Genomic DNA, 12,464 nt, shown 5'->3' with positions numbered 1-12,464 from the left:
TTCAACTTCGGTAGACTGGGAGGATGAGCACGCAGGCGACCGAGACGGCCCCCGCGCTGTCGGACGCCCAGGTCGAGGCGTGGACGGCGCTCGTCGCGCTCCTCGCGACGCTCCCCACGGCCCTCGACAACCAGCTCAAGCGCGACGCCGGCATGAACATGTACGAGTACCACGTGCTCGCCGCGCTCGCGGCGTCGCCCGGCGGCGTCCTGCCGATGACCGACCTCGCGCTCAGCGCCCAGGGGTCGGCGTCACGCCTCTCGCACGCCGTGACGCGCCTGGAGCGGGCGGGCTGGGTCGAGCGCGTCAGCTGCGCCGAGGCGGGCCGCCGGACGAGCGCCCTCCTGACCCGGTCGGGCGAGGCGCACCTGCGGACCGTCGCGGCGGCCCACGTCCGCGAGGTCCGACGGCTCGTCGTCGACGCGCTCGCTCCCGAGCAGCTCGCACAGCTGGGCGACGCGGCCCGGGCGATCGTCGGCAGGGTCGACCCCGACGTCGCCGCGGCGCTCGGCGACACGCCCTGCGGAGCCGGCCCGTCCGGCACCACCGTCTGCTGACGGCGCCCCGGAGCCCGGGGCTCCCGCTAGGTCAGGAACGGGCGCAGCACCACGTAGAACAGCGCGGCCACGGCCGCGGCGGCCGGCAGCGTCAGCACCCACGCCAGCATGATGTTCTTGGCGACGCCCCAGCGCACGGCGCTGAGCCGCTTGGTCGCGCCGACGCCCATGATCGCCGACGTCACGGTGTGCGTCGTCGAGACCGGCGCGTGGAGCGCGAACGCGTTGACGTAGAGCACCGTGGCGGAGACCGACTCGGCGACGAACCCGCGCGCCGGGTCGACCTCGATGATCTTGCGCCCGAGGGTGCGCATGATGCGCCAGCCTCCCGAGTACGTGCCGAGCGAGATCGCGCTCGCCGCGCAGATCTTGACCCAGAGCGGGATGCCCGCGTTGGGGTCGGCCCACCCGACGGTGAGGAGCGCGAGGTAGATGACGCCCATCGTCTTCTGCGCGTCCTGCAGGCCGTGGCCGAGCGCCATCGCGGACGCCGAGACCGTCTGGGCCAGCCGGAACCGCCGGAAGGTCTTGGCCGGTGCCGCGTTCCGCAGGACCCACAGGATGCCGAGCATCACCCCGAACGCGAGGACGAAGCCGATGAGCGGCGAGAAGACCATCGGCAGGACGACCTTGTCGACGACCGAGCTCCAGTAGATGCCCAGCCCGCCGACGAGCCCCGCACCGACGAGGCCGCCGATCAACGCGTGCGTCGAGGACGACGGGAGCCCGAACCACCAGGTGATGAGGTTCCAGCAGGTCGCCCCGATCAGCGCGCACACGATGACGGTGAGCGAAACCCTGTTGGAGGCGTCGCCGAGGTCGACGATCGACTTGGCGATGGTCTCCGCGACGGCCGTGCCGAGCAGGGCTCCGACGAAGTTCATGACGGCCGCCATGGCGAGCGCGACGCGGGGCGTCAGGGCCCGCGTCGAGACGGACGTCGCGATTGCGTTCGCCGCGTCGTGGAAGCCGTTGGTGTAGTCGAACCCGAGGGCGAACGCGACGATGACGACGACGAGTGCCGCTTCCACCGGGGCTCAGGACTCCTTGAGCGCGATGGTCTCGACGGTGTTCGCCACCTTCTCGAAACCGTCGGCCGCAGCCTCGAGGATCTCCACGATCTCCTTGAGCTTCATGAGCTCGATCGGGTCGGAGACGTTGTCGAACAGCTCGGCGAGGAGCTTCCGGTGCGCCTTGTCGGCCTGGTTCTCGAGCCGGTTGACCTCGACCCAGTACTCGGCAAGGTCGTTCATGCCGCGCAGCCGGGGCATGGCCTCGGCGGTGAGCTCGGCGGCGCGCTGCAGCACCTGGACCTGGTCGGACACGCGCGCGGGCAGCTCCCCGATCCGGTACAGGACGATGAGGTCCGCCGCCTCCTCCATGAAGTCCATGCAGTCGTCGAGCGACGACGTCAGCTCGTAGATGTCGTCGCGGTCGAACGGGGTGACGAACGTCTGGTTCAGGCGACGCATGATCGAGTGCGTCGACTCGTCGGCGTCGTGCTCCGCCTCGCTGAGCCGCTTCGCGAGCTCCTTGCGCTCGGGCCGGTCCGCGCCGAGCATCTCGGCGAGCAGGTTCGACCCCGTCACGAGGTGCTGGGCGAGCTCCGTCAACAGGTCGAAGAAGGTGGTGTCGCGCGGCGTCAGGCGCAGGGGCACGGTGGGCTCCGGAGGGGGGTGCGAGGGGCTACGCGCGAGTCGTCGCCCCGCAGGACGGTTCCAATGTAACGGAGCGGTCGGGGCGCCTTGTAACCGTGGCGTGTCGCGTGCTGGTGAGCGCGACACCGGGCCGCAGAGCGCCTGTCGGCGCGAAGGCCGCTCGTAGCGGCTGAGTGTGGAGCCCGGGGCTACCGCGACCCGGTGTCGCGCCTCCATCCTACGGCCCGGGCGGCGGTGCCCGGGCCCGCTCGGGTCACTCGAGCTTGCCCTGACGCCAGAGCGAGGCGGCGTGCTCGAGGTCCTCGGCGGTCCCCTGCAGCGACGCGGCGCCCCGGGTCAGGCGGCGCGCCCAGTCCGCGTCGAGGTCGTCGCGGGCGTCGGCGTCGTGCGTGGCGCCGATGGCGAGGATGCGGCAGAACGCGCCCGCGCGCTCGAGCGCCACCGCGAGGTCGCCGGTGTAGACGCCGGAGAGGACGTCGTCGGCGAGCCGGCGCACCTCGTCCGGCCCGGGAGGGCCGGCGACGCCCGCGACGACCTCGGCCACGGGCGCCGCGTGGACGCCCAGCCGGTAGCGCAGCGCCACGATCTCGCCGTCGCGCCGCACCCACTCGCGCAGCGCGTACAGGCGCCAGAGGGCGCCCGGGAGGCTCGCGGGCGCCGCGTTCGACCACAGGCCCGCGACGACGTCGAGCCCCTCACGCTCGACGAGGCTCACGAGCCGGTCGACGACGGCGGGGTCCTCGCTCTCCCGCGCGCCGCGGACGAGCGCCGCGGCCGTCGTGTGGGCGACCTGGTCGCGCAGCGCGGGGTCGAGGTCGCCAGGGATCTCGTCGGCCTCACGGGGGTCGAGCATCGCGGGCCGGCGGGGCCGCCGGCTGCGGCCGTCGGGGGGCAGCGTCATGCCTCCAGCCTCGCACGCGCCCCTGCCGAGACGGCAGGGCGGGGGGCACAGCCGACTCTAGTTGCTTGATGCAAGCAAGCGTTATATCCTTGCTAGGAGCAAACGTTGGGGCGACGCTCGATCCGAGCGGGATCGCCCCAGCGGCAGGCAGCGAACAGGCAGGCACCATGACCACTCTCACCCCCGTCGAACCGCGGTCCCGCAAGTCCGGCCCGCACGCCGACGCGGCGACCGTCGACGGTCTCCTGGGCGCGCTCGAGGAGCTCGGGCGGGCGCAGCGGGAGTCGGCGACGGCGACGGCGCGCGGCCTGGGGTGCACCCGGTCGAGCCTCGCCGTCCTGCGGATCCTGGAGAAGAACGAGGTGCCGATCCAGATCGGCGACCTCGCGCACGCGATGCGCATCGACGTGTCCGTGGCCAGCCGCCAGGTCGGAGCCCTCGTGCGCGAGGGCCACGTCGTCCGCGAGGTCGACGAGGACGACCGGCGGGCCCGGACGCTCGCCCTCACCGACAGCGGGCGGACGCTCGCCGCCGAGGCGTTCGGCGCCTGGCGCGAGCAGGCCCGAGGAGTTTTCGGGGACTGGTCCCCGGACGAGCTGCAGGACGCCGTCCTGCAGCTCCGCAAGATCGCGGACAGCGTCGTCCGACACCACGACACCCCTGACCACCGTGCCACGACCGGAAAGAGCAGGACCGTATGACCACCACCTCCGAAGCGACGGTCGCCGAGGGTTCACCCTCGTCGACCGGGCGCGCCACCGAGAAGCCCGCCATGACGCGGCGCGAGACCCTCGAGGCGATGTCGGGCATCCTCCTCGGGATGTTCGTCGCGCTCCTCGCGACGTCCGTCGTGTCGTCCTCCCTGCCCCGGATCGTCTCCGAGCTCGACGGCTCCGGCAGCTCCTACACCTGGGTCGTCACCGCGACCCTCCTGACCACGACGATCGCCACGCCCATCTGGGGCAAGCTCGCCGACATGACCAACCGCAAGCTGCTGATCCAGGTCGCGATGGTCATCGCGGTCCTGTCCGCGGCCGCGGCGGGCCTGTCGCAGAACGTCGGCGAGCTGATCGTGTTCCGCGCCTTCCAGGGCATCGGCGCCGGTGGCCTGACCGCGCTCGGCACCGTGCTGATCGCGGACATCGTCTCCCCGCGCGAACGCGGCAAGTACATGGGCCTCATGGGCGGCGTCATGGGCATCTCGATGGTCGGCGGCCCGATCCTCGGCGGCGTCCTCACCGACTCGGTCGGCTGGCGCTGGGACTTCTTCGTCGGGCTCCCCTTCGCGGTCATCGCGATCGCCGTCCTGCAGAAGACGCTGCACCTGCCCAAGCGCTCCCGCGGCGGCGCGCGGATCGACTACTGGGGCGCGTCCCTGATCGCCGCGGGCGTCGCCCTGCTGCTCCTGTGGGTCACGTTCGCCGGCACCAACTACGACTGGCTGTCCTGGCAGACGTTCGCGATGGTCGGCGGCGCGCTCGTGCTGCTCGCCGTGGCCGTCGTCGTCGAGCAGCGCCTCGGCACGCAGGCGATCATCCCCATGCACCTGTTCAAGAACCGGACGTTCGTCCTCGCCGTCATCGCCAGCATCGCGGTCGGCGTGGCCATGTTCGGCTCGACCGTGTTCCTGAGCCAGTACATCCAGATCGCGAAGGGCCGCACCCCGACCGAGTCCGGGCTCCTGACCATCCCGATGGTCGCGGGCATGCTCCTGTCGTCGATCGTCGTCGGGAACCTGATCGCCCGCACCGGCCGCTACAAGTACTTCATGGTCGCGGGCGGCGCGCTGCTCACGACGGGGCTCCTGCTCATGTCGACCATCGACTACCAGACGAGCTTCGTCACCGTCGGCATCTTCCTCGCCATCCTCGGCATCGGCGTCGGCATGCTCATGCAGAACCTCGTCCTCGCCGTCCAGAACACCCTGGACGTCCACGAGGTCGGCTCGGGCACGGCGACCGTCGCGTTCTTCCGGACGCTCGGCGGCACCATCGGGGTCTCGGTCCTCGGCGCCGCGCTGACCACGAAGGTCACCGACCAGATCTCCTCGGGTCTCGCCAAGCTGGGCGTCGACGCCGGTCTCTCGGGCGGCGGGACCCTCCCCGAGGTGGACAAGCTCCCCGGCCCGGTCCGCACGGTCGTCGAGCAGGCGTACGGCGACGGCGTCGCCCACGTGTTCCTGATCGCCGCGCCGCTGGCGCTCGTGACCGTCATCGCGTGCCTCCTGCTCAAGGAGATCCCGCTCGGCACGAAGTCCGGCGTGGAGCTCCTGCAGGAGGAGAACGACGCCGCCGGCGAGCTCTCCGCAGCCGGTGCGGAGCACCGGGCCGAGCTCGACACCGCGATGTCGGTCGTCGCGCCCGTCAGCTCCGAGGAGCCCGACGAGGTCCCGGCCGGCCCCGCGCAGGGCACCCACCGGGGCTGAAGTTCGCGTCCTGGCACGACGGGGCGGCTCTCACTGTGGTGAGAGCTGCCCCGTTGCCGTCACAATGGCCGCATGACTACTGGCAGCACCGCCGGTCCCAGCCCGGCCGCGACCCCGGGCACCGCCGCCCGAGCGCCCCTCAACCGAGTCGAGCAGGAGCTCCGCATCGTGCTGCGCCGTGCCGCGGCAGCCCAGTCCGAGCTCGCCCGACGCATCCACCCCGACCTCGACGCGAGCGCGTACCCGCTCCTCGCGATCATCACCGCGGAGCCGGGCGTCCACGCCACCGAGCTCGCCCGACGCTTCGGCATCGGCCGGGCCACCATCTCGCGCCAGCTGAGCCGCCTCGACGAGCTCGGCCTGATCCACCGCGCCGTCGACCCGGAGGACAACCGCGGGCAGCTCCTGACCGCGACCGACTCCGGCCGCGCCCACGTCGAGGCCGCGCTCGCCGCGCGCCTCGACTACCTGTCCCAGGTGTTCTCGGACTGGCCCGACGACGACGTCTCCGCCCTCGCCGACCTGCTCGCCCGTTACAGCGCGAGCGTCGACGAGGTGCGGGCCCGCCGGTCGTGACGCCTCAGGCGTCGACCGGCTCGAAGCTCAGCGAGACGGAGTTCATGCAGTAGCGGTCGCCGGTCGGGGTCTGGGGCGCGTCGTCGAACACGTGCCCCAGGTGCGAGCCGCAGCGTGCGCAGCGCACCTCGGTGCGCAGCATGCCGAGCGTGCGATCCTCGATCAGCTCGACGGCGTCCGAGTCCTCCGGCTTGAAGAAGCTGGGCCAGCCGCAGTGCGAGTCGAACTTCGTGTCCGAGCGGAAGAGCTCCTGGCCGCACGCGCGACACCGGTAGACGCCGGTGCGCTTCTCGTCGAGGAGCTCGCCCGTCCACGGACGCTCCGTCGCCGCGTGCCGCAGCACCGCGTACTCCTGCGGATCCAGCTCGGCGCGCCACTCGGCGTCGGACTTGGTGACCTCGTAGCCGTTCGCGGGGCTGGGCTGCGAGAACAGGTCGTTCAGGGACATGGGGTCCACCTCCGGTGTTCCAACCGTAGGCCGGATCCCCGTGTTCCACCCCGCCGAGATACCGAAGAACGGCCGAGATACCGAGGCGAACTCGGTATCTCGGCCGTTCTTCGGTATCTCGCGGGCGCGCGGGGCGCCGCGGGTCAGCGCGGGGTGGAGGTCGAGTAGACGCTCGGGCTGCCGGTGCCGCGCTGGGCACGGCCGCGCCCGCCGCGACGACGACCGCCGCCGGCCGCCGAGCCACCCGCCGAGGCGGCCGAGCCGCCGCGCGAGGTGCCGGCCTGCGCGGTGGTGCGCTGCGCCGTCGTGCGCGGGGCCGAGCCGCCCTGCGATCCGCCGCGCTGCGACGGCTGGCCGCCGCCCTGCGGGTTCCCGCCGCGGCCGCGGCGACGGCGCCCGGACGAGCTGCCGCCCGACGACGACGGCGCGCCCGCGGGCTTCGACCCGCCGCGCTGGGCGGGGGCGGGCGGCGCGACGGGCGCGACGTACGGGGCGCGCTCGCCGACGAGCGCCGCGACCTGGGGGTCGCCGGCGGCGGTGCGCCGCGGGGTCGCGGTGATGCGCGCCTTGCGGAGCAGGTCCTTGACGTCGCCGGTCTGCTCGGGCAGGACGAGCGTCACGACGTCGCCGCCGGAGCCGGCACGGGCGGTACGGCCCGAGCGGTGCAGGTACGCCTTGTGCTCGGCGGGCGGGTCGACGTGGACGACGAGCTCGACCTCGTCGACGTGGATGCCACGCGCCGCGATGTCCGTGGCGACGAGGACCTTGACCGCGCCCGACGTGAACGCCTCGAGGTTGCGCTCACGCGCCCCCTGGCCGAGGTTGCCGTGCAGCTCGACGGCGGGGACGCCGTCGGCGGTGAGCTGCTTGGCGAGCTTCTTGGCCTGGTGCTTGGTCCGCATGAACAGCACGCGACGCCCGGTGCCCGACGCGAGGTCGTGGACGAGCTGCTTCTTGACGCCGGCGTCGGCGAGGAGCAGGACGTGGTGCGTCATCTCGGCGACGGGCGCGGCGGCCGGGTCGACCGCGTGGGTGACGGGCGCGTGGAGGTAGCGCTGGACGATCTTGTCCACCCCGTTGTCGAGGGTCGCGGAGAACAGGAGCCGCTGACCCTGCTTCGGGGTGCGGTCCATGATCCGCTTGACGCCCGGCAGGAAGCCGAGGTCGGCCATGTGGTCGGCCTCGTCGAGCACGGTGATCTCGATGCCGTCGAGCGTGAGGAGCCGCTGGTTGAGGAGGTCCTCGAGCCGGCCGGGGCACGCGACGAGCACGTCGACGCCCGCGTCGAGCGCGGCGACCTGCTTGCCCTGCCCGACGCCGCCGAAGACCGTCGTGGTCCGCAGGCCGAGCGCGGCCGCGAGGGGCGCGAGGGTCGCGTCGATCTGGTTGGCGAGCTCACGGGTCGGCGCCAGGACGAGCGCGCGGGGGCGACGGGCCTGACGGCGGTTGGCCTGGGCGGTCTCCGCGAGGCGCGTGACGACGGGGAGCGAGAACGCGAGCGTCTTGCCGGAGCCGGTGCGGCCGCGGCCGAGCACGTCGCGGCCGGCGAGCGTGTCGGGGAGCGTCGCCGTCTGGATGGGGAACGGGGACTCGATGCCCTGGTCGGCCAGCGTCCGCACGACGGCGGCGGGCAGGGGGAAGTCGGAGAAACGGGAAGTCATGAAGAAGGCCTCTCGCGTCCGGGTCGGTCCGATCGTCGGGCGCGGGAATGCGCTCGCGGTCCGGACGGACCGTGGGACGGGTTGGGTAGGTCGTGGGTCGCCGCGCGAGTCTTCGGGGGAATCTCCACGACGTCAGGCGCGCGGGAATCGCGCTGCCTCACCACCAGTGTCCCACACCGACCTGGGGAAGACCTCAGAGCAGGGCCGACGCCAGCAGCCGCAGCGTCTCCTCGCGGGCCGGCGACGCCGTGGCGTCCGTGCCCTCGTGCGCGCCCGCGACCGGGGCGACCATGATCTCGTCGGTGCGCAGCTCGTCGGCGACGGCGCGGAGCCGCGCGGCCGCCTCCTCGGGCGAACCGACGATCCACGTCTGCGCGAACCGGTCGGCCGCCGCCTGGTCGGCGGGCGCGAGCGGCGTGGCGTCGGCCTCCTCGACGAGCTCCTGCGGGGCGAGCGGGCCGCCCGAGCGCAGGCGCCACATGCTGCGGACCTGCGGCAGCGCGAGCCGGCGCGCCTCCTCGGTGGTCTCGGCCACCACGGCGTTCACGACGCCGATCGTCACGGGTTCGGCGAGGCGCTCCGACGGCCGGAACTGCGACCGGTACGCCGCGAGGGCCTCGAGCGTCCCGCCTCCTCCGAAGTGGTTGGCGAACACGTACGGCAGGCCGTTCGCGGCGGCGAGCTGCGCCGAGTACATCGAGGAGCCGAGGAGCCAGATCGTGGGCTCGGTCGTGGCCTTCGGTGTGCCCGCCAGGTCGTACCGCTGGGAGCCGAGCGCGAGCGACACGCCACCGGGCGCGAGCAGCCCCGCGACGGTGGCGACGTCGTCCGGGAACGAGTCCACGCCGTCGTCGGGGCGGACGCCGCGGCGCAGCAGGTGGCTCGTCACGGGGTCGCTGCCGGGCGCGCGGCCGAGGCCGAGGTCGACACGGCCGGGGAAGGCCGCCTCGAGCAGCGCGAGCTGCTCCGCGACGACGAGCGGCGCGTGGTTGGGCAGCATCACGCCACCGGACCCGACCCGGATCCGGGACGTCGCCGACCCGACGAGCGCCATGAGGACCGGCGGGTTGGTCGCCGCGACCGCGCGCATGTTGTGGTGCTCGGCCAGCCAGTAGCGGGTGAAGCCGAGGTCGTCGGCCGTCCTGGCCAGCGCGACCGTGGCCGCGAGGGCGTCGGCCGTCGACTGGTCGGAGCGGACGGGGACGAGGTCGAGCACGGACAGCCGGAGCGCACGGTCGGTCATGCTCGGGGCAACCTCCCGGGCGCCCGCGGCATTCCGACCGTGGGAACGCCCCAGGGGGCGCCCCGGAGGGCATGGTTCGATGGGCGCCGTGACCGACGTCCTCTCCGACATCTGGCATCGCGCCACCACCGTCGCCCCGGCCCCCGACGCGCGGGTCGCGTTCACCGCCGCGGCGGTGGCCGCGCTCGTCGTCCTCGTGACGCCCGTGTGGCGGGTCGCGCGGAACGTCGTGACCATCGCGCACGAGGGCTCGCACGGCCTCGTCGCCGTGCTGTGCGGGCGGCGCCTCGCCGGCATCCGACTCCACTCCGACACCTCGGGCCTCACCGTCTCGAAGGGGCGGACGCGCGGCTTCGGGATGGTCGCGACCGGGTTCGCCGGCTACGTCGGGCCGGGCGTGCTGGGGCTGGGCGCCGCGTGGCTCACGAGCCGCGGGTACGGCGTCGGGATGCTGTGGCTCGTGCTCGTCGCGCTGACGCTCCTGCTGCTGCAGATCCGCAACTGGTACGGGCTGTGGTCGGTCCTCGTGACGGGCGCGCTGCTGTTCGTGGTCACCTGGTGGCTCGACGTCGAGTGGCAGGTCGGCATCGCCTGGACGCTCAGCTGGTTCCTGCTGCTCGGTGCGGTGCGGCCCGTCGTCGAGCTGCAGGCCGACCGCTCGCGCGGACGCGCGCGCTCGTCGGACGCCGACCTGCTCGCACGGCTCACGGGCCTGCCCGGGATCTGCTGGGTGATCCTGTTCGGCCTGATCACCGTGGGCTGCGCGGTGCTCGGCGGGCGCTGGCTCTGGCCGTGACCCTCGGCTCCCGCCGCCGACGGAGGCGCACGGAGCCGGACGCACAGAGCCAGACGCACAGAGGCCCGACGACGCGCGCTGCGCCGTCGGGCCTTCGTGCGACCCCGCGGGGTCAGGTCTGCGGAGCCGTCACGGCTGCGGCGCGAGCACGAACGCCGTCCCGGACGCCGCCGGGTCGGTGTCGAGCGTGAGGTTCGCGAGCGCCGGGGCGGTCGTGGACTCGACGAACACGCGGGCGTCGTCCTCGACGACGACCTGGTCGTCCTCCTGCGGTGCGGGTACGACAGCGAGCTCGAGGCTGCCGGCGACGGTCGGCGACTCCGCGATGCGCAGGCCGCCGTCCGGTCCGACCCCGGCCTGGGAGGCGAGTCCGACGACGGCGGTACGGGCGTTCTCGGTCAGGGTGAGCATGGTGCTCCTCTCGTTGCCGTGGAGGCGCCCGCTCGGTCGTGCGCGGGGCCTCGCTGTCGTGTCCACCCGAGCATCCGGGGCGACACGCGATCAAGCGCTTCGCGGCGTTTTGGCCTGATCTTCCCGCTCAGCGGGACGGGGCGTGCACAGGGACGACCGGGTCGCGTAAGGTCCGCCCGCTCCCGGCCCGACGGCCCGGCGGACCACGGCCCACGTAGACTCGCCGCGGGTCGCGGTCCGCCGCGCCCGGGCCTCTAGCTCAATTGGCAGAGCTGCGGACTTTTAATCCGTAGGTTGTGGGTTCGAGCCCCACGGGGCCCACCGTCGTCACCGTCACCCCGCCCGGTCGCCGATCAGGCCGACCAGGGCTCCGCGGTGGGCGGCGAGCTCGGCGAGCCGATCGTCCACCCGCGAGACCTCGTCGATGAGCAGCGGGTCGAGGCACGGCTCGACGTCGCCCTCCCCGCCGCAGGCGCACGCGAGGATCGTGCGGATCGTGCGGGTGCCGAGGCCCGCGTCGAGCAGGCGACGGATGCGACCGACGGTCTCGACGTCCTCCGCCGCGTAGAGGCGCTGGCCCGACGGGGTGCGCCGCGGGGCGAGGAGCCCCTGCTCCTCGTAGTACCGCAGGAGCCGCACGCTGACGCCCGTCGCGTCGGAGATCTCCCCGATCCGCATCGTCGCTGCGGCTGTGACCTGCGTCATGTTCGCTTGCCCCTCACACCGGTGTCAGTTCCTACCGTCGTCGTCATGACCACGAACACCGTAGTGAGCACCGCACTTCCCGTCTCCCGCATCGGGCTCGGCACCATGCGCTTCGCCGACGCTCCCGGGCGGCGCAACGGGGACACCGCCCCGATCTGGGGGCCGCCGACGGACCGGGACGACCTCATCGCGCTCGTGCGCCGAGCCGTCGACCTCGGCGTCGACCACTTCGACACCGCCGCGGCCTACGCGCTCGGCGAGGGCGAGCGGCTCCTCGCGGAGGCGCTCCGGGGCGCCGACGTCACCGTCGCGACCAAGGTCGGCGTCGCCCGGCCGAGCCCGGCCGAGTGGGTCCCGGTGGGCCGTCCCGCCGCCCTGCGTCAGCAGGTCGAGCAGAGCCTGCGGCGCCTCGGGACCGACAGCCTCGACCTCGTCTACCTGCACCGGGTCGACCCCGACGTCCCGCTCGAGGACCAGGTGGGCGCGCTGAGGACGGCGCAGGAGGAGGGCAAGGTCCAGCGTGTCGGTGTGTCCGAGGTGGACGCCGACACGCTCGAGCGAGCCCACGCCGTGACGCCGGTGGCCGCGGTCCAGAACCTCTACAACTACGCGGCGCGCGACCACGACCCCGTGCTCCGGCGAGCGGCCGAGCTGGGCATCGCGTTCGTGCCGTTCTTCCCCGTGTCTCCCGGCGACGAGGTCGACGGGTCGCCGCTCAAGTCGGTCGCCGACGAGACCGGGGCGACCGTCACCCAGGTCCAGCTCGCGTGGCTGCTGAGCCGGGGCGACCACGTGCTGCCGATCCCCGGGACGACCGTGGTCCGGCACCTGACCGAGAACGTCGCGGCGTCGACGCTGGAGCTGACGGCCGCGGAGCTCGCCCGCCTCGACGGGTGGACACCGTGGCGTAACCGGGCCGAAACAGGCACTCGCTAGCGTCGCCGTCAACGGGTCACACCCGGACCGGACGAGGAGGCGAGCCCGCATGAATCCCACGCACGGCCCCTCCTGCTGGAACCGCGGCACCATCGCCCACGGGCATCCGAGCGCCTGAAGCACCGGCAGCCTCCGCGCCGCCTCACC

General features: G+C 73.3%; 14 protein-coding genes and 1 tRNA gene. 7 read left to right on the top strand and 8 right to left on the bottom strand.

What is annotated here, in order from left to right:
- The first annotated feature begins 23 nt into the window (after nt 1–23).
- Nucleotides 24–557: a MarR family winged helix-turn-helix transcriptional regulator gene (locus ACLQ14_RS11330; RefSeq protein ID WP_425812993.1), complete on the top strand. Its 534-nt coding sequence runs from the start codon at nt 24–26 to the stop codon at nt 555–557.
- A gap of 26 nt (nt 558–583) precedes the next feature.
- On the opposite strand, the gene ACLQ14_RS11325 is transcribed toward ACLQ14_RS11330, so the two are convergent.
- The 3 genes from ACLQ14_RS11325 to ACLQ14_RS11315 all read right to left on the bottom strand — a co-directional run bounded on the left by ACLQ14_RS11325 (nt 584) and on the right by ACLQ14_RS11315 (nt 3,068).
- Entirely contained in the window at nt 584–1,588 is a 1,005-nt protein-coding gene (locus tag ACLQ14_RS11325) for an anion permease (RefSeq protein ID WP_425812992.1), read from the bottom strand.
- Nucleotides 1,589–1,594: 6 nt separating this feature from the next.
- Complete coding sequence (locus tag ACLQ14_RS11320) at nt 1,595–2,215, bottom strand: DUF47 domain-containing protein (RefSeq protein WP_425812990.1); 621 nt, start codon at nt 2,213–2,215, stop codon at nt 1,595–1,597.
- 253 nt (nt 2,216–2,468) lie between these two features.
- Complete coding sequence (locus ACLQ14_RS11315) at nt 2,469–3,068, bottom strand: hypothetical protein (protein WP_425813961.1); 600 nt, start codon at nt 3,066–3,068, stop codon at nt 2,469–2,471.
- 215 nt (nt 3,069–3,283) lie between these two features.
- On the opposite strand from ACLQ14_RS11315, the gene ACLQ14_RS11310 reads away from it, so the two are divergent.
- From ACLQ14_RS11310 to ACLQ14_RS11300, 3 genes are all read left to right on the top strand, one after another.
- Entirely contained in the window at nt 3,284–3,817 is a 534-nt protein-coding gene (locus tag ACLQ14_RS11310; RefSeq protein ID WP_425812988.1) for a MarR family winged helix-turn-helix transcriptional regulator, read from the top strand.
- Complete coding sequence (locus ACLQ14_RS11305; RefSeq protein WP_425812986.1) at nt 3,814–5,541, top strand: MDR family MFS transporter; 1,728 nt, start codon at nt 3,814–3,816, stop codon at nt 5,539–5,541. Before ACLQ14_RS11310 ends, ACLQ14_RS11305 begins: the two co-directional genes overlap by 4 nt.
- A 72-nt stretch (nt 5,542–5,613) precedes the next feature.
- The gene (locus ACLQ14_RS11300) at nt 5,614–6,117 is read left to right on the top strand and encodes a MarR family winged helix-turn-helix transcriptional regulator (protein ID WP_425812984.1); all 504 of its coding nucleotides are present in this window, start codon (nt 5,614–5,616) and stop codon (nt 6,115–6,117) included.
- 4 nt (nt 6,118–6,121) lie between these two features.
- Here ACLQ14_RS11300 and msrB read toward each other — a convergent pair whose 3' ends face one another.
- The 3 genes from msrB to ACLQ14_RS11285 form a co-directional block, all read right to left on the bottom strand.
- On the bottom strand, nt 6,122–6,565 hold the full coding sequence (gene msrB / locus ACLQ14_RS11295; RefSeq protein ID WP_425812982.1) for a peptide-methionine (R)-S-oxide reductase MsrB: 444 nt from the start codon (nt 6,563–6,565) through the stop codon (nt 6,122–6,124).
- Nucleotides 6,566–6,708: 143 nt separating this feature from the next.
- On the bottom strand, nt 6,709–8,226 hold the full coding sequence (locus ACLQ14_RS11290) for a DEAD/DEAH box helicase (RefSeq protein ID WP_425812980.1): 1,518 nt from the start codon (nt 8,224–8,226) through the stop codon (nt 6,709–6,711).
- Nucleotides 8,227–8,419: 193 nt separating this feature from the next.
- Nucleotides 8,420–9,469, bottom strand: coding sequence for an LLM class flavin-dependent oxidoreductase (locus tag ACLQ14_RS11285; protein WP_425812978.1), 1,050 nt, complete (start codon nt 9,467–9,469; stop codon nt 8,420–8,422).
- 79 nt (nt 9,470–9,548) lie between these two features.
- On the opposite strand from ACLQ14_RS11285, the gene ACLQ14_RS11280 reads away from it, so the two are divergent.
- Entirely contained in the window at nt 9,549–10,265 is a 717-nt protein-coding gene (locus ACLQ14_RS11280; protein ID WP_425812976.1) for a M50 family metallopeptidase, read from the top strand.
- 129 nt (nt 10,266–10,394) lie between these two features.
- Here the strand turns inward: ACLQ14_RS11280 and ACLQ14_RS11275 are convergent, their stop codons facing one another.
- Complete coding sequence (locus ACLQ14_RS11275; protein ID WP_425812974.1) at nt 10,395–10,676, bottom strand: Fe-S cluster assembly protein HesB; 282 nt, start codon at nt 10,674–10,676, stop codon at nt 10,395–10,397.
- 248 nt (nt 10,677–10,924) lie between these two features.
- Here ACLQ14_RS11275 and ACLQ14_RS11270 point away from each other — a divergent pair.
- Nucleotides 10,925–10,997, top strand: a tRNA-Lys gene (locus ACLQ14_RS11270).
- A gap of 12 nt (nt 10,998–11,009) precedes the next feature.
- On the opposite strand, the gene ACLQ14_RS11265 is transcribed toward ACLQ14_RS11270, so the two are convergent.
- Nucleotides 11,010–11,381 carry a MerR family transcriptional regulator gene (locus ACLQ14_RS11265; protein WP_425812972.1) on the bottom strand — a complete coding sequence of 124 codons (372 nt, stop codon included), beginning with the start codon at nt 11,379–11,381 and terminating at the stop codon, nt 11,010–11,012.
- A gap of 45 nt (nt 11,382–11,426) precedes the next feature.
- Here ACLQ14_RS11265 and ACLQ14_RS11260 point away from each other — a divergent pair, with 45 nt between their 5' ends.
- A complete protein-coding gene (locus ACLQ14_RS11260) occupies nt 11,427–12,317 on the top strand; it encodes an aldo/keto reductase (RefSeq protein ID WP_425812970.1) in 891 nt (296 codons plus the stop codon).
- Nucleotides 12,318–12,464: the final 147 nt, after the last annotated feature.

Source organism: Luteimicrobium sp. DT211 (genome assembly GCF_049844995.1).
GTDB lineage: Bacteria > Actinomycetota > Actinomycetes > Actinomycetales > Cellulomonadaceae > Luteimicrobium.
This window is presented reverse-complemented; position numbering and strand designations above follow the sequence as displayed.